We start from the raw sequence: 16325 nt of genomic DNA, 5'->3' as shown, positions 1-16325 counted from the left end.
ACGGGAACCGACCGGCGGCGCGTGGCACGTCCATGCGCCGTCATCGAACGATGGCCCGCGCCGATGACCGATCCGATCACCGCTCAATGCCGCCATGTCACGCCGGCTACTCCGGCGTGATGCCGGCCTGCTTGATCTGCGCAGCCCAGCGCACCATTTCCTTGCGCAGCATCGCGTCGGCCTGTGCCGGGCTCATCGTCAGCGGCTCAAAGCCTTCCTTGATCAGGCGCGCCTTCAGCTCGGGCTGCGCCAGCGCCGCGTTGAGCGTCTGATTCAGCCGGGCCAGCACATCCTTGGGCGTGCCAGCCGGCGCGCTGACGATAAACCACGTCTCGAACACGTAATTGGGCAGACCCGCTTCGGCCATCGTCGGCACATCGGGCATCAGCGGCGAGCGCCGTGGACCGGTCACCGCCAGCGCGCGCAGCTTGCCGGCCTGCACCTGCGGCAGCGCCGCCGAGAGCACCGGAAAACTCATCTGCACCTGGCCGGCCATCGTGTCGACCAGCGCCGGACCGCCGCCCTTGTACGGCACGTGCATGATGTCCGCGCCCGATTCGCTCTTGAACAGTTCGGCGGCCATATGGAACGTGCTGCCAGACCCGGCCGAGCCGAAGCTGAGCTTGCCCGGCTGCGCCTTGGCCAGCGCAATCAGTTCCTTGACGTTCTTGGCCGGCAACGCGTTGTTGACCACCAGCACATGTTGCGACGTGCCCATCGTGCCGACCGATGCGAAGTCCCTGGCGGTATCGAAAGGCAACTTGGCGAACAGCGCCGGATTCACGGCCAGCGCCACGTTGTTGATCGCCAGCGTATAGCCGTCCGGTTTGGCCTTGGCCAATTGATCCATGCCGATATTGCCGGACGCGCCCGCGCGGTTGTCGGCCACCATCGGCTGGCCCAGTTGCCGGCCCCAGGCGTCGGTGATCAGCCGGCCCGCGATGTCGACGCTGCCGCCGGGCGCAAACGGCACGATCAGGCGGATCGGGCGATTGGGAAACGCCGCGGCATCCGCGCCGGAGGCGGCGCTGGCAACCGGTGCGGCGAGCGCGGCGGACATGGCGGCGATGACAATGCCGACACGCTGCGCCAGACGGGCGAAAGGAATGTTCATGGGTTGTCTCCTGGCGGGCGCGCCGGGCTCGGGCCCGGTCGAATGCCGTGTGGTTGGAAGTTGCGCGGCCAGTGTACCCATGAGGCAAAGCGCAGGGATGTCGCGCTTTGCACGACATTAATGCCGTCAAGTCACGAATCGCCGCACTTACGGGCGGCGTCATGCGCGGCGCCGCCCGTCGCGCCGGGCTCTGTCGCCATGCGGCGCGCGCACGATTCACCGCGCCGCCAGCGGCCCCGTCACGCCCGCGCCGCTGAGAGACTCGCCAGATAGCTGTGGATCTGCGCCACCACGGCCGCGCCTTCGCCCACCGCGGCGGCCACGCGCTTGGTCGATCCCGAGCGCACATCGCCAATGGCGAACACGCCCGGCACGCTGGTTTCCAGCGTGTAATCGGCGCGCTCCGTGCACGATTGATGCGCGTCGTAGCCGGTCCGGATAAAGCCCTTGTTGTCGGTTTCCACGTTGCACGAGCGCAGCCATTCGGTGTTTGGCGCGGCGCCGATGAACAGAAAGACGTGGCGCATCGGCACCGCCACGCATTGATCGCCAAGCTCGCGCTCCTTGTAGCGCACCGTGGATAGCCAGCCCTCGCCTTCCATCGCGGTGATCTGCGCGTGCGTGTGCAGCCGCACGTTGGGCAGGCTGCGCAGCCGGTCGATCAGATAGCGCGACATGGTGGCCTCCAGCCCCGCGCCGCGCACCAGGATGTGCACCTCGGCCGCGTGCGAGGCCAGGAACACCGCCGCCTGCCCCGCCGAATTGCCGCCGCCCACCAGCATCGCGTGTTCGTCCTTGCACAGCTTGGCTTCCACCGGCGACGCCCAGTAGTACACGCCGCGGCCTTCGTACTTGTCGAGCGATTCGATGTCGGCGCGGCGGTATTGCGCGCCGCTGGCGATCACCACCGTGCGCGTGGGCACCTTGCGTCCGTCCGAAAGCTCGATCTCGATCGGATCGTTGCCGCAATGCAGCGCGCGCGCCTCGAGCGGGATCGCCAGGTGCGCGCCAAACTTGAGCGCCTGCACATAGGCACGCCCGGCCAGCGCCTGCCCGGAAATACCGGTGGGAAAGCCCAGGTAGTTCTCGATGCGCGCGCTGGCGCCGGCTTGTCCGCCCGGAGACCGGCAATCGATCACCGCCACCGAGAGCCCCTCCGATGCGGCATACACGGCGGTAGCCAGCCCGGCCGGCCCGGCGCCCACCACGATCACGTCGTACACGTGATCGCGCGCGAATTCCGGCACCAGGCCCAGGCAGCTGGCAAGCTGCCCTTCGTCGGGCGCGCGCAGCACGCTGCCGTCCGGACAGATCACCATCGGAAAATCGCTTTGCGGGGCGTGGCTGATATCGAGCAGACAGGCGCAATCGGGTTCGGCGTCGATGTCGATCACGCGGTACGGATGCCCGTTGCGGCGCAGGAACGCCTGCAGCGCCAGCAGCAGCGGCTGCGTGCCCTTGCCCACCAGGATGGGACCGCCGCCGCGTTCGATCAGGCCGACGCGCCGCAGAATCAGCGCGCGCATGATGCGCTCGCCCAGATCCGCCTCGGCCACCAGCAGCGCGCGCAGGCTGGCCGGCGGAATCACCAGCACCGTGCAGTCCTCCAGCGCCAGCGCATCGACCAGCGCCGGCTTGCCCGTCAACTGGCCCACCTCGGCCAGGAACTGGCCCGGTCCTTCCTCGGTGATGGCGGAGGAATGGCCAAGGCCATCGCGCTGGTCCACCCTGGCGCGGCCGGACAGGATCACGTGCATGCCGCGTCCCGCATCGCCGATGCGGAACAGGAATTCGCCCGCCTTCCACGTGTGGATCGCGCCGAAGCGGCGGATGCGGTCGATCTCGGCCGGCGTCAGCGTGGGAAACATCTGATGACTGCGCGATTCGAGCATCGAGTACGGCGCGTCCAGGCCGGCAACGGGCTCCGGTGGCTGCGTCTGCGAAGTTTCAGGATGGGCGTCGAGTTCCGACGTCGCCTGCGTCATCTCCATGCGTTTTCCCCCGCTGCGGTAAAAGTGCCGGCCCATCTGGGCCGGACATGGCCGGTCCCTGCCATGGTGCATCGATCGGTGCGAAGCGCGCGCGCCATCGTCATGCGCCGCGCGTGTGCGCTCGAAAAGGATAGTCGCCGCACCCGCGCCGCCACAACATCAAGTTGCCTGCACGGCGTCGCCGGGCGGTGGTCGTCCTCCAAAGATCGCCCCGTGGCACTTGTGCAGAGGGCTTGCGCGACATCATCGAGTCGGCGCGGGTCTGCCGGTATGGTGCTGGCCTCGACTTGCGCGGCGCCGGCCGCAGTGGCGCCACGCTCATGAAAAAACCGACTGTTATCGAGAGCTTTAAATCATGGTGAGAATATTAAGCGGTAGCTACACTGTGCTTCGCGCCGTCAAGACGCGCAGTCCGTCATCGACCGACATGGCCCCTGGCGGCAGACCAGACAGCCCCCAGCAAGGAGACTAGATGTACCCCGATCGCATCCGCCTGGCCGCACTCCAGGACAAGATCATGTCGGCCGACGCCGCAGCCGCGCTGATTCAGGACGGCATGACCGTAGGCATGAGCGGCTTCACGCGCGCCGGCGACTGCAAGGCCGTGCCGCTGGCGCTGGCGCGCCGCGCCGCCGCCGATCCGCTGCAGATCACGCTGATCACGGGCGCCTCGCTGGGCAACGACACCGACAAGATCCTCTCCGAAAGCAATGTGCTGGCGCGGCGCCTGCCGTTCCAGTCGGACGCCACGCTGCGTCGCAAGATCAACGACGGCGAAGTGATGTTCATCGACCAACATCTCGGCGAAACGGTCGAGTTGCTGCGCAGCGGCCAGCTCGCGCCCGTCGACATCGCCGTGATCGAGGCGGCGGCGATCACCGAGACCGGCGGCATCGTGCCCACCACCTCGGTCGGCAATTCGGCCAGCTTCGCGATGATGGCCAAACAGGTCATCGTCGAGCTGAACCTCAATATGCCCATCGGACTGGAAGGGCTGCACGATATCGCCTTCCCGGTGCAGCGGCCGTACCGCCAGCCGATCCCGTTGATCGCCGTGGAGCAGCGCATCGGCCTGCCCTACATTCCCGTCGATCCGTCGCGCATTGCCGCGATCGTGATCACGCAGCGCGACGACAGCCCGTCCAACGCGCTGCCGCCCGACGACGAAACGCGCCAGATCGCCGGTCATCTGAACGCGCTGCTCGCGCGCGAAGTGCGCGCCGGACGCCTGTCGCCTTCGCTGCAGCCGCTGCAGGCCGGCATCGGCACCATTGCCAACGCCGTGCTGCACGGGCTCGCCGAATCGGACTTCCACGACCTGACGATGTATTCGGAGGTGCTGCAGGACAGCACCATCGCGCTGATCGACGCCGGCAAGCTGCGCTTTGCATCGGCATCGTCGATGACGTTGTCCGCGCCCGTGTACCGCCGCGTGCTGGACGATATCGAGCACTACAAGCACAAGCTGATCCTGCGCCCGCAGGAAATCAGCAATCATCCCGAAGTACTGCGCCGGCTGGGCCTCATCACCATCAACACGGCGCTGGAGTGCGACATCTACGGCAACGTCAATTCCACGCATGTCGGCGGCACACACATGATGAACGGCATCGGCGGCTCGGGCGATTTCGCGCGCAACGCGTACCTGTCGGTATTCGTCACGAAGTCGGTCGCCAAGGACGGCAAGATATCGAGCATCGTGCCGATGGTGTCGCACGTCGACAATAGCGAACACGACGTCGACATCCTGGTGACCGAACACGGCCTGGCCGACCTGCGCGGCCTGGCGCCGCGCGAGCGTGCGCTGCAGGTGATCCACAACTGCGCGGACCCGGCGTATCGTGACGGCCTGCTCGATTACTTCCGTCGTGCCTGCGTGCGTGGTGGGCAGACCCCACATCTGCTGGAAGAAGCCTTTGCGTGGCACGTGAACTACCGCGAGCACGGCACCATGCAACCGGCCACGCACGCGGCCGCCAACGAGGCACTAGCCGCCTGACATGCGGGCCGGGGCCATCGGCGGCCCGGCGGGCTGTCTGATGGGCTGACGGGCTCGCCCCCTGGCGGTACGCCGCTTCCGTCCAACGCCGCCACCCCCGCCCCGCGCGCCGGCTCGTCTCCCGCCGAGCGCGCCATTCCCTTCCTCCCCCTTCCAGCGCTCCCCGGATCGGCCCCGCTCGGCCGGGTTGAGCCCATCGTTTTGTATCGCTCTGTCTAACGCGCCGCCCGTCGCTACACAACGATACAAAAACCGTGCTTTCTGACACATGGCGCTCCAGAGGCGCTTCTAGACTCCTGTCAACCGCGGTTCCGCCGCACCTACGCAGTCAAATTCACGCACCCGGATACGACAGGAGAAACCATGAGCAACAAGATCGATCTGCCCCGCCGCAGTTTCCTTGGCACCGCCAGCCTGGCACTGGCCGCCGCGCAGTTTGGCGCGCTGACTTCCGCCCACGCGCAGAGCGTGGCCAAGGCCGCGCCGCTGGCCACGGTCAAGCCCGGCACCCATTCATCGTTCGGCACGATCAAGCAGGTCCGGGCCGGCGTGCTCGACGTGGGATACGCCGAACTGGGTCCCGCCGATGGTCCGGTGGCGCTGCTGCTGCACGGCTGGCCCTACGATATCCACGCGTTCGTCGACGTGGCGCCGCTGCTGGCGCAGCGCGGCTACCGCGTCATCGTCCCGCATCTGCGCGGCTACGGCACCACCACGTTCCTGTCGCCCGATACGATGCACAACGGCCAGCCTTCGGCCATCGCCGTGGACATGATCGCGCTGATGGACGCGCTGAACATCCGCAATGCCGTGGTGGCCGGCTTCGACTGGGGCGCGCGCACCGCCGACATCATGGCCGTACTGTGGCCCGATCGCTGCCGTGGCCTGGTGTCCGTCAGCGGCTACCTGATCGGCAGCCAGGCTGCGGGCAAGCTGCCGCTGCCGCCCGAGGCCGAACTGCAATGGTGGTATCAGTTCTACTTTGCGACCGACCGCGGCGCCGCCGGCTACAAGAAGTACACGCACGACTTCGCCAAGCTGATCTGGAAGCTGGCGTCGCCGCAGTGGAAATTTGACGATGCCACGTTTGCCCGCAGCGCCGCATCGCTCGACAACGCCGATCATGTCGCCATCACGGTGCACAACTACCGCTGGCGCCAGGATCTGGTGGCGGGCGAAGCGCGCTTCGACGACATCGAAAAGCAGCTGGCCACCGCCCCGACCATCAGCGTGCCGACCATCACCATGGAAGGCGACGCCAACGGTGCGCCGCATCCGGCGCCGAGCGCCTACAAGAGCAAGTTCACCGGCAAGTACGAACACCGCGATATCGGCGGCGGTATCGGCCACAACCTGCCGCAGGAAGCGCCCACGGCGTTTGCGCAGGCCGTGCTCGACATCGACAAGCCATGATCCAGCGCTTGATGGTATTGGCCACGCTGGCGCTGTCCGCGCTGGCGTGCGAGCTGGGCGGCGGCCGCTGCGCGTGGAAGGGCGCGCCGGCGCGCTATCGCGTCGAGGATGCCGTCGGCCCGGGCACGGCAGGACGGCAGCCGCGCGACCGGCGCTGATAGCGCGTGCGCCTCATCGCGGCCCGGCAGTGCCGCGATGCGGCGCGGCATTTTCAGGCGCGTGGCGCACCGTCAGATGGGTTGCGATGCTTGCCAGAATCGCGAGTGCGCCAAGCGTGGCGAGCAGGGTCGAGAGCATGAACGTCTCCGTCGATGGATACCACGACGTGCCTGCCCCGCTCAGCGGTGCAGCCACATCGGCGCGTAGGTCTTCACAAAAAACGCCAGCGTGATGCCCGACGTCGCCAGCAGCGTGATGGCGCGAATGATCGCCGGCGACGTGCGCCGCCCGACATGCGCGCCGCCATAGCCGCCGATCACGGCGCCCGCCAGCATCGCCAGCGTTTCGGGCCAGCGCACCGCGCCGGCAGCGATAAAGGCGAGCACGGCCACCGAGTTGGCAGCACTGACCAGCAACGTGCGCGGCGCGTTCAGATGCTTGAGATCGCGGCGATCGAGCAGGCCCCACATCGCGATCATCATGATCCCCACCGCGCCGCCAAAATAACCGCCGTAGATGCCAAGCGCGAACTGGATCGCCAGTACTGCCCGGGCATCGACGCGCCAGCGCGAACGCAAGGCCTCGCCAAGCCGCCGTCCGAAGGCCAGCGCCAGCGACGCGATCAGCAACAGCCATGGCAGGACAAACGAGAACGCCGCCGACGAGGTGCGCAACAGCAGCACCGCGCCGACCAGACCGCCGCACAGCGTAGCGATCAGCAGCGCGCGCAGCGACACCGCGCCAACCGGCCCGAGTCCGTCGCGATAGGCCCACGCGCTGGCCAGCCCGCCCGGATAGAGCGCCACGGTGCTCGACGTATTCGCCAGAACCGGTGGCACACCGGCAGCAATCAGGGCCGGCAGGCTGACAAACGAGCCGCCGCCAGCCAGCGCATTCATCGCGCCAGCCAGCAAACCCGCTGAAAAAACGAGAGAAATCGGTTCCATGGACGAAATGCTAGTCACGCGCCTGGCGTTTCACAATCTGGCATTTCCGGTGCTAGAGTTCGGAACAACCGAAACCAGAGAGCCCTGCCGTGCGCTTCGACCTGACCGACTTGCGACTGTTTCTGAGCGTGGTGGAATGCGGCAGCCTGACGCACGGCGCGCGGGCGATGCACCTTGCGCTGGCATCGGTCAGCGAACGGATCGCCGGCATGGAGTCGGCGCTTGGTGCGCCCTTGCTCGAACGCAACCGGCGCGGAGTGCGCACCACCGCCGCCGGCGATGCGCTGGTAAGACATGCGCGCGCCATCCTCGGGCAGGTGGAGCAGATGCGCGGCGAGCTGCGCTCGTACGCCACCGGTCTGCGCGGACGCATCCGGCTGCTATCGAACACCGCATCGATGGCCGCATTCGTGCCGCCGCAGTTGTGCCGCTTTCTGGCCAGCCACGCCGATTTGTCGGTGGATCTGGAAGAACGGCCCAGCAGCGAGATCGTGCAGGCGCTGGTCACCCGGCGCGCGGACCTGGGCATCGTGGCCGACATCACCGATCTGGGCAGCCTGCAGACGCATCTGATCGCGCAGGACCAGCTGGTGGTGGTCGCCAGCCGCGCGCACCGCATTGCCGCGCTGGAGTCGGTGTCGTTTGCCGACATCCTCGACGAGCCGATCGTCGGCATGGCCGACACGGCGCTGGAAACGCACCTGGCCGAGCGCGCGTCGCGGCTGGGCCGCCAGTTGAACTACCGCGTGCAGTTTCGCAGCGTCGAACATGTGGCGATGCTGGTCGAGGCTGGCATCGGCATCTCGATCCTGTCTCATGCCATGGGCCATTCGCTGCGCCGCGACCTGGCCATCGTGCCGCTGGCGGAGCCCTGGGCGGCACGCCGGCTCTACCTGTGCGCGCGCGATTTCTCCGCTCTGACGCCCCACGCCGATTTGCTCGCGCGTCAACTGATGGCTGGCGACATGGCCGACGTCTGACGTTTGCGCCAAGGCGAGGGGCGGCATCCCATATTCAAATATTTTGAATATTAATGTCAGCCGTGACGCACTTTCACGGCACCGGCGGGCGATATATTTTTGGTCATCCAAGGCGCAGCGAGAAAAGACCAGCGCGCCCATCGCCCCGGAACATCAAAATGATTGAATCGCTATCCCGCCGCCCACGCCTCACCCCGCGCCGCGCGCACTTCCAGTCCGCCGCCTTCGCATTTGTCAGCGGCTTTTCCGCCCACGCGCATACTTCGTCATCGCTGGGGCTGCTGGCCGGCACGCTGGCCGTCTGCGCGCTGGTGGCACGCTCGACGACCAAGCGTCGCGACATCCCGGCGATGACCGCGGCTGCTATGGTGTAAAGGCCGGCCGCGGCCCGCCCGATGCCGCGCCACCGATTGTTTCGATTCCGGAGATTGCCAGATGGACAACCCTTTTCACCCATTTTCCGACCTGTTCGCCCAGCTTGGCCTGCCGTCGGACGAGTCCGCCATCCGCGCGTTTATCGGCAAGCATTCGCCGCTACCCCAGGATGTGGAATTGTGGGAAGCGCCATTCTGGACGCCCGCCCAGGCCCAATTGCTGCGCGACGAATTCATCGAGGACGCCGACTGGGCCGAGGCAGTGGACCAGTTGAACCTGGCGTTGCGCGCGCCGGCTTAAGGTCGCCACAGGGCCACGACAGGGCACGACAGCGGCTCGCTCCCCCTTTTTGCGGGGCCGGAAGTGGCCTATGCTCTCTCGCACCACTACTGATCGATGATCGGGCGGGCGAGCGCCCTGTGACGAAACCATGGAAAAGACCGCATTCGTATTTGCCGGCGGCGGCAGTCTGGGCGCCATCGAGGTCGGCATGCTCCGCGAGCTGGTGAGTTGGGGCCTCAAGCCCGATATGGTGATCGGCGCGTCGGCCGGCGCCATCAATGGCGCCTACTTTGCCTGTCATCCCGACCCCGAAGGTACGGCCAAGCTGGAATCCCTTTGGCGCAGCATCACGCGCGCCGAAGTGCTGCCATGGTCGTGGCGCAGCATGCTGGGCATGATCACCGGCAATCGCGGCCATCTGGTGGAATCGCTCGGGCTGAAGCGGCTGCTGAACCGCCATTTCGGCGAATCACGCGTCGAGGACGCATCGATCCCCTTGCACGTAGTGGCCACCGACATGCACACCGGCGAAGAAGTGGTGCTGTCGTCGGGCAATATCGTCAGCGCGGTGCTGGCCAGCGCGGCCATTCCGGGCGTCTTTCCGCCGGTGGAAATGGATGGCCGCAAACTGATCGACGGCGGCGTGGCCAATAACACACCGGTTTCCACGGCCGTGCGCATGGGTGCCACGCGCATCATCGTGCTGCCCGCCGGTTTCGCCTGCGCCGAGCGTCGGCCGCCACGCGGCGCGATGGAACACGCTTTTAATGCGCTGTCGCTGCTGGTGGCGCGGCAACTGGTGCACGATCTGGAGCGCTGGCAGGATCATGCGCATATCGCGGTGGTGCCGCCGCTGTGTCCGCTCGATATCTCGCCCTACGACTACAGCCGCTGCGGCGAACTGATCGATCGCGCGGCGGCGGCGACGGTGGCGTGGCTGCGTGCTGACGGCCTATCCAGCCGCCGCGTGCCCGGTGCACTGGAACCGCACGATCACGATGCCGAGCATCCGGCCTGCAGCGCCGATATCGCGCTGCCGCAGACAGGCGCCGCGCACACGCATCCGGGCCACGACCACGGCGCACACAGCGGCATGCGCTGAACGTTCGACTTCGCGCATCGGCCGGCGCGGTCCTCGCCAATCGCCATCGTCCCTGCCTGTTGGCCGGGACCCAACCACTCGCCGGCCGGTGTTGGCCCCGACCGGCGCCCACCCGCCGTTTTCCGCTCCGGAAGTGACCGTCGCCGCGCGCCGGCCGCCATTTCTGCCGTGGCATGTTCTCTGCAAATAGACGCATCGAGCGCGGCGCCGCGATGCTCGTCTTGATACCCGAAGCCCATCTTCCCGGCTTCATCCCGGAGAACTGCCATGTTGATCCCGCCCCAATTGCGGCCGGGCGTCGTTGCGCCGCCGTGTCCCTCGCAAACCCGCGTCATCCGCCACCGCATTCGCGGTTTTGTGCTGCTGTTGCGCGTGCTGTTGCTCTGTTTTCATACCGCGGCGCACGCCGACAAGGCGCTGCCCCAACCACCCGATGCGCAGCGCCCTGCGCCCAGCTTTTTGGAAACCGCCGCGACGGACTTTGCCAACAGCCATCCGTTTCACGCCGTCGAGGGCATTGCACCGCTGCGCGAAGCGCGCGGCATGCGTCCCGCGCCCGAGCCAGCCCGGCCAGCACCCGCATCGGTGGGCGCCGTCGCGCCAGTGCAGGCGACCATCCGCCGCGTGAACGCGCCGTGACATGACGGCCAGCCGTCTGTCGATGCCGGCCGACGTGCCGGACGCGCCGCCCGCGCCGGCTTGAGCGCGATGCAGTCTTTACATGCAGCCGCGCAACGCTTGCATGGCGTCGGCGCGTCGGAATCCCCCGCAATCGCCGTCTGGCAAGGGATTGCGCCCACGGTATGGAATTTGCGCTGACTTTGAACTTGCCGGCATTTGCGTGCATGGCGCTATCGAACTGCCGATATCGCCGCATTCCGCGCGTCTGGCAAATCTTCAACCTCAGCAGCAAGCATCAGGAGCGCAACATGGGTGACTACCACAGCGAGCGCTATCGCCGGGACACTCCCTGGCGGGCCGATGAGAGCCGGCGCAATGACGATCTTGGCGATCCATGGGATGACGACCGTGGGTCGCGTTGGCTAGATTCGGACGATTGGCAACCCGAATCGTACGGCGACGAATGGGACGATGCCCAGCGCCGCCAGCGCCTGACCCCGGGACAGTTGAGCGAGGGCGGTCCCGCGCCCGGCGGCTATCGCCGCGAGCACGATGACGATCGCGGAAACGGCTGGCAGCGGAGTCAACGCGAGCAGCGCACGGGCAGCGACCTGCGCTACGGCCTGAACGGCGGCGACGACGCATCGCCCGAGCGTGACGAGGACTGGCGCGTGCGCGAGCAATATCGCAGCCGCCAGTACGCGAGCGAGTATGGAGACTATGGCGATCTGGGCGGTTATCGCCGCGGCGCGCAGCAATCGCGCAACGCGGGCCGCGACGGCGGCCAAGGCTTCGGCAATGCCGATCAGGCATGGTTGCGCAGCGCCGCGCAGCGCGAGCCGCGCCACAGCGGGCACAACGCCTACTTCAACGACCTGCGCAGCGACACACGTTACTGGACCGAGCCGCGCGACGAATGGGGCGAATCTCGTCCGCACTATGCGCAGAGCTATGGCCGCGACTATCTGGGCGGGCGCGGATACGACGAAGAACTGGGTTATTCGCCTCGCTATGGACAATCGGCGCGCACCGAACGCTGGCGCGACGACCGCGACGATCGCGATGAAGATCACGGCATGCTGTACAACATCGGCCACCGTATCGGCCAGGCTATGAGCGAATGGTTCGGTTCGGACTCGGACTCGCACGAAAGACGCAGCGGTCCGCGCGGCTATACGCGCACCGACGAACGCATACGCGACGAAATCTGCGAGCGCCTGACCTTTACCTCCGGCGTCGATGTGCGCGACGTCACGGTCGAGGTCGAAAAGGGCAAGGTCACGCTGGGCGGCACCGTGCGCATGCGCAGCCAGAAGTACGACATCGAGGACATGGTCGACAACACCTTTGGCGTGACCGACGTGGAAAACAACATCCGCGTCCAGCGCCCGGACGTCGATGCCGCGGCCAAGGACGCGGGCGGCTTCAACGGCTGGTAACCGCCCGCCATCGACTTGACGCTTCAGTCTCGCCGGTCATCGCACGATGACCGTGCGGCGGTGGCTGGCAAAAACTCCATCCCTCGACGAGCGCCCCGGGTCCTGCGGACCCGTGGGCGCTCGGCATTTTCATGCTTCGATCATGCGGCCACGCGGTACACGCTGACCGTCTGCTCCATGCGCTCGGCCTGCTCCTGCAGCGCCTGTGCCGCGGCCGCGGCCTGCTCCACCAGCGCGGCGTTCTGCTGTGTCACCTGATCCATCTGCGTCACGGCCTGATTGACCTGCGCGATGCCGCCGCTTTGCTCGTGCGATGCGCGGCTGATGTCCTCCATCATCGACGTCACACGCTGTACCGCAGCCACCAGGCTATCCATCGTCAACGCGGCCTCGGATGCCAGCGCCGCGCCACTGGTCACGCGGCCGGCCGACTGCGAAATCAGCACGCGAATCTCCTTGGCCGAGTTGGCCGCGCGCTGCGCCAGCGTGCGCACTTCTCCGGCTACTACCGCAAAGCCGCGGCCCAGTTCGCCGGCGCGCGCGGCCTCCACGGCCGCATTGAGCGCGAGGATGTTGGTCTGAAACGCGATGCTGTCGATCACGGCGATGATATCGACGATACGGCGCGAATCAGCTTCGATCTCGCTCATCGTCTCGCGCATGCGCACCACCGAATGACCGCCAGCCACCGCAATCGAGGCGGCCTCCCCGGCTAGCGTGCTGGCCTGGCTGGCGTTGCCGGCGTTCTGCTGCACGATCGCCGTCAGTTGCTCCATGCTCGCCGCGGTCTGCTCCAGCGATGACGCCTGCTCCTCGGTGCGCTGCGACAGGTCGACATTGCCCTGCGCAATCTGTCCGGCTGCCACCAGCACGCTTTGCGCGCTATCGCGCGTGTTGCCGATCACGTCGCGCCATGCCTGCACCATCGACATCAGGTGACGCTTGATGTCGGCCAGTTCGTCCCGGCCGCGAGCCTCGATCTGGACGCTCAGATCGCCGTCATTGATGCGCGCCACCAGTTGCGCCACGTCGCGCACGTCTTCACGCATGCCGCGGCTGAAGCCCGCGAACAGGTACAGCGCCCCGCCGACCATCAGCAGCGCAACGACCGCCAGTGCCAGCAGCTTGTGCTCCTCGCGCGTGACACGCTCATCGAGCATCAGGCGCGCCATATCGGTGAACTCGCGGCTGACCGTGGACACCGCCTCGATTGCCGCGGTGCCTTCGGCAAAATAGGACTTGGCGTCGATCGTGATGCCACTCGAACCGAGCATGCTGACCTTGAGCGTGCGATAAAAATTGTCGATGGCGCCCAGTTGCCTGGCGGCAGCCTGCAAGCGGTCGCGCTGGGCAGGTGTACTGTGCGCAACGCGCGCGATGTCGCGGCGCACCGTTTCCAGCCCATCCTGGATCTGCTCGGCCAGCGCCGCCAGCTCCGCCTGTTGCGCCGCGTCGGAAAATCCGCCCTGGGCAATGATGCCGGCGCCGCGTCCGCGCGCCAGCGCGCTGACTTCCGCAAGTTTCGGCATCGGCCCGACCATCAGGCTGACCAGATAGTACGAGCCCGCTTCGGGATCGAGCGCCAGCGACGAACGGTCGGCCACATCGCCAATGAACAGCCGCGTCTGCTTGACCAATGCCGTATGGCGGTCGAACAGCGGGGCAGCCGGCGTATCGAGGCCGAGCTTGCGGATCTGCTGCCACGCATCGTCGAGCTTGCGCGCGTCGGGCGCGACGTCGAACGTGGTCACCGCGGACGCTTCGGCAAGCAACGCGCCCAGATGCTGCGCGGCCTTGCCGTCGGCCGCATCGAAGGTCGGACGGAACGCCGCGTTGCCGAGCAGCACGCCATTGGCGGCGCCGCGGCGCACCTGCGTTTCCCGCATGAAATCGAGCGCGCGGCTGACCAGCGTCAGACCGCGCTCTTCATCGCGGGTGTCACGGATCGACTGCACCGACTGGTTGAAGACGGCGTAAAGCGCGCCGCACAACGGGACCAGGAACAGCACGGACAACAGCAACAGCTTGCGCGTGATGGTCAGCCGAGCCATCAGACGGACTGCGGGATTCAACAATGCGGCCACGATATTCCTTTGTTTCAGGGAGTCTCAATGCCCGCTGTAACGGCGTCGATTCCGCGAAATGAAGCCGTTTTCCCCGCTATTTCCCGCTATTTTTTCTTGCGCACAAACGCGGTGCGCAAGTTGCACAGCACCGGTGCGCGGCGCACAGCGATCGCGCGCGCAATGCACCTTTGCGCGCGCGCGTCGCAAGCCCCTTATGCAGTGGCGCCGCCATCGACGCCGATCGTCTGGCCCGAGATGTAGCGCCCCGCCGGCGACGCGAGCAACACCGCGACGCCGGCCACGTCCACGGCTTCAGCGATGCGTCGCATTGGAATGCCGGCGGCAAGCGCCTTTTCGCGTTCCGGATCGCCCCACAGTGCGTCGCGAGAGAAATCGGTGCGCACCGGCCCAGGGTTGATGCTGTTCACGTTGATGTTGTACGGGCCCAGCGTCTGCGCGAGATTGCGCATTGCCAGATCGGTCGCGCCCTTCGAAATACTGTAGAGCGCCAGCCGCGCCGAGCCGCGTCGCGCGGCAATGCTCGACATGAAGATGATGGAGCCATCCTGACGTTCGATCATTTGCGGCGCCAGCGCGTTGACCAGCACCAGATTGCCGCGCACGTTGCCCGCCATGACGTCGTCGAACACCTCGGGCCCCTGCTCCAACATCGAACCGGCCACGCCGCTGCCCGCGGCATTCAGCACCAGCGCATCGACACGCCCGAACTTCTCCAGCACCTGCGCGGCAAACGCGCGCACGCTCTCCGTGCTGGCGATGTCGCAGGCAATGCCGGTGGCGTCGATGTCGGCGTCGCGCAGCTTGGCGGCGACGGATTCGGACACCGCAGCGTCGCGCCCGGACACCACCACGCGCGCGCCCGCCTGGCCAAGCGCGCGCGCCATTTCCAGGCCCATGCCTTTGGTGGAGCCGGTTACCACGGCCACGCGGCCGGACAGATCGAAGAGTTGAAACATGACAGGTTCTCCATCGAGATTGGGATAGCAGCGGAACATCGGGCAACGGAGGCGGCCCATGATGCGGCCTGTTTTTATATGACAGACAACATCTATTGAATAAAGTATGGATGTCATCTAAACTCCGGTCAAGGACGAATCAGCAGATCAGCAGGAGAAATCGGAATGGCGCGCGCATCACGGGCAGTTGCCGAGCAGCACAGGACGGCCATCGAGGAAGCGTCGGCGCGGCTGTTCCGGCAGCATGGGCTGCATGGCGTGTCGGTGGCCCAGATCATGGCCGATGCGGGACTCACCCACGGCGGTTTCTATGGGCACTTCGCATCCAAGGACGACCTGGCAGCGGTGGCGTGCGCGCGGGCGTTTTCCAGTTCGAATGCGCGCTGGCAGCATCTGGTGGCGAAGGCCGATGGCGACCCGCACGCCGCGCGACGCAATCTGGTCGATCTGTATCTGAACGAAGCGCATCGCGACGCCGCGGGACATGGCTGCCCGGCGTCGGCGCTGGTCGCCGATATCGCGCGCGAACCTGCCGGCAAGCCGGTGCGGCAAGCGTATCTGGACGGTGTCAAGCAGTTGCTGTCGACCTGGAAAACCACCGCGACCGAAGGCCCAAGCGACGAAACCGACCGTGCCGCATTGCTGGAGATGGCGACGCTGGTCGGCGCCATCACGCTGGCGCGCGCCACGGCTGGCGATGCGATTTCCGACGACATTCTCGCTGTCGCGCGCGGCTGGCTGCTGGAGCGCGACGGGCGCGAGGGCGACCGCGCCACCGACGGCACCACGGACAGCCGCGCCGTCACCCCATCCACACCCGCCTGATCGACCGAAAATCGGGCCCTCACAAACCTCTGACC

16 protein-coding genes are annotated in these 16325 nt (G+C 66.8%); 10 read left to right on the top strand and 6 right to left on the bottom strand.

Features of this window, described 5'->3' with window-relative positions; genetic code table 11:
* Nucleotides 1-106 precede the first annotated feature (106 nt).
* Complete coding sequence (locus tag F7R19_RS17585) at nucleotides 107-1114, bottom strand: tripartite tricarboxylate transporter substrate binding protein (protein WP_150981433.1); 1008 nt, start codon at nucleotides 1112-1114, stop codon at nucleotides 107-109.
* 239 nt (nucleotides 1115-1353) lie between these two features.
* Nucleotides 1354-3099, bottom strand: a complete 1746-nt coding sequence (locus F7R19_RS17580) for an FAD-dependent oxidoreductase (protein ID WP_407648933.1) — start codon at nucleotides 3097-3099, stop codon at nucleotides 1354-1356.
* A gap of 478 nt (nucleotides 3100-3577) precedes the next feature.
* Here F7R19_RS17580 and F7R19_RS17575 point away from each other — a divergent pair, with 478 nt between their 5' ends.
* The 3 genes from F7R19_RS17575 to F7R19_RS29995 all read left to right on the top strand — a co-directional run bounded on the left by F7R19_RS17575 (nucleotide 3578) and on the right by F7R19_RS29995 (nucleotide 6675).
* Nucleotides 3578-5104, top strand: coding sequence for an acetyl-CoA hydrolase/transferase family protein (locus tag F7R19_RS17575; RefSeq protein WP_061957060.1), 1527 nt, complete (start codon nucleotides 3578-3580; stop codon nucleotides 5102-5104).
* Between the two features lie 363 nt (nucleotides 5105-5467).
* Nucleotides 5468-6517: an alpha/beta fold hydrolase gene (locus F7R19_RS17570; RefSeq protein WP_150981431.1), complete on the top strand. Its 1050-nt coding sequence runs from the start codon at nucleotides 5468-5470 to the stop codon at nucleotides 6515-6517.
* The gene (locus F7R19_RS29995) at nucleotides 6514-6675 is read left to right on the top strand and encodes a hypothetical protein (protein WP_211922748.1); all 162 of its coding nucleotides are present in this window, start codon (nucleotides 6514-6516) and stop codon (nucleotides 6673-6675) included. Before F7R19_RS17570 ends, F7R19_RS29995 begins: the two co-directional genes overlap by 4 nt.
* Before the next feature lie 13 nt (nucleotides 6676-6688).
* Here the strand turns inward: F7R19_RS29995 and F7R19_RS30490 are convergent, their stop codons facing one another.
* Together F7R19_RS30490 and F7R19_RS17560 are read right to left on the bottom strand one after the other, a co-directional pair.
* The gene (locus F7R19_RS30490; RefSeq protein ID WP_263289909.1) at nucleotides 6689-6814 is read right to left on the bottom strand and encodes a hypothetical protein; all 126 of its coding nucleotides are present in this window, start codon (nucleotides 6812-6814) and stop codon (nucleotides 6689-6691) included.
* A 41-nt stretch (nucleotides 6815-6855) separates the two neighbouring features.
* Nucleotides 6856-7623 carry a sulfite exporter TauE/SafE family protein gene (locus F7R19_RS17560; RefSeq protein WP_150981430.1) on the bottom strand — a complete coding sequence of 256 codons (768 nt, stop codon included), beginning with the start codon at nucleotides 7621-7623 and terminating at the stop codon, nucleotides 6856-6858.
* Nucleotides 7624-7712: 89 nt separating this feature from the next.
* Here F7R19_RS17560 and F7R19_RS17555 point away from each other — a divergent pair, with 89 nt between their 5' ends.
* From F7R19_RS17555 to F7R19_RS17530, 6 genes are all read left to right on the top strand, one after another.
* The gene (locus tag F7R19_RS17555) at nucleotides 7713-8603 is read left to right on the top strand and encodes a LysR substrate-binding domain-containing protein (protein ID WP_061957066.1); all 891 of its coding nucleotides are present in this window, start codon (nucleotides 7713-7715) and stop codon (nucleotides 8601-8603) included.
* Between the two features lie 158 nt (nucleotides 8604-8761).
* Nucleotides 8762-8977 carry a hypothetical protein gene (locus F7R19_RS17550; RefSeq protein ID WP_061957067.1) on the top strand — a complete coding sequence of 72 codons (216 nt, stop codon included), beginning with the start codon at nucleotides 8762-8764 and terminating at the stop codon, nucleotides 8975-8977.
* A 61-nt stretch (nucleotides 8978-9038) separates the two neighbouring features.
* Nucleotides 9039-9278 (top strand): DUF2789 domain-containing protein, encoded by a 240-nt coding sequence (locus tag F7R19_RS17545; RefSeq protein WP_061957068.1) that lies wholly within the window; start codon nucleotides 9039-9041, stop codon nucleotides 9276-9278.
* Between the two features lie 130 nt (nucleotides 9279-9408).
* On the top strand, nucleotides 9409-10362 hold the full coding sequence (locus F7R19_RS17540; RefSeq protein ID WP_061957069.1) for a patatin-like phospholipase family protein: 954 nt from the start codon (nucleotides 9409-9411) through the stop codon (nucleotides 10360-10362).
* Between the two features lie 267 nt (nucleotides 10363-10629).
* Nucleotides 10630-11001, top strand: coding sequence for a hypothetical protein (locus tag F7R19_RS17535; protein ID WP_150981429.1), 372 nt, complete (start codon nucleotides 10630-10632; stop codon nucleotides 10999-11001).
* Between the two features lie 290 nt (nucleotides 11002-11291).
* Nucleotides 11292-12422 carry a BON domain-containing protein gene (locus F7R19_RS17530; RefSeq protein ID WP_150981428.1) on the top strand — a complete coding sequence of 377 codons (1131 nt, stop codon included), beginning with the start codon at nucleotides 11292-11294 and terminating at the stop codon, nucleotides 12420-12422.
* Between the two features lie 140 nt (nucleotides 12423-12562).
* Here the strand turns inward: F7R19_RS17530 and F7R19_RS17525 are convergent, their stop codons facing one another.
* Nucleotides 12563-14506, bottom strand: coding sequence for a methyl-accepting chemotaxis protein (locus F7R19_RS17525; protein WP_223506191.1), 1944 nt, complete (start codon nucleotides 14504-14506; stop codon nucleotides 12563-12565).
* A 194-nt stretch (nucleotides 14507-14700) separates the two neighbouring features.
* Nucleotides 14701-15465 carry an SDR family NAD(P)-dependent oxidoreductase gene (locus F7R19_RS17520; protein WP_150981427.1) on the bottom strand — a complete coding sequence of 255 codons (765 nt, stop codon included), beginning with the start codon at nucleotides 15463-15465 and terminating at the stop codon, nucleotides 14701-14703.
* Between the two features lie 165 nt (nucleotides 15466-15630).
* On the opposite strand from F7R19_RS17520, the gene F7R19_RS17515 reads away from it, so the two are divergent.
* On the top strand, nucleotides 15631-16290 hold the full coding sequence (locus F7R19_RS17515) for a TetR/AcrR family transcriptional regulator (protein ID WP_150981426.1): 660 nt from the start codon (nucleotides 15631-15633) through the stop codon (nucleotides 16288-16290).
* Nucleotides 16291-16325 lie beyond the last annotated feature (35 nt).

This window comes from Cupriavidus pauculus (assembly GCF_008801835.1).
Lineage (GTDB): Bacteria > Pseudomonadota > Gammaproteobacteria > Burkholderiales > Burkholderiaceae > Cupriavidus > Cupriavidus pauculus.
This window is presented reverse-complemented; position numbering and strand designations above follow the sequence as displayed.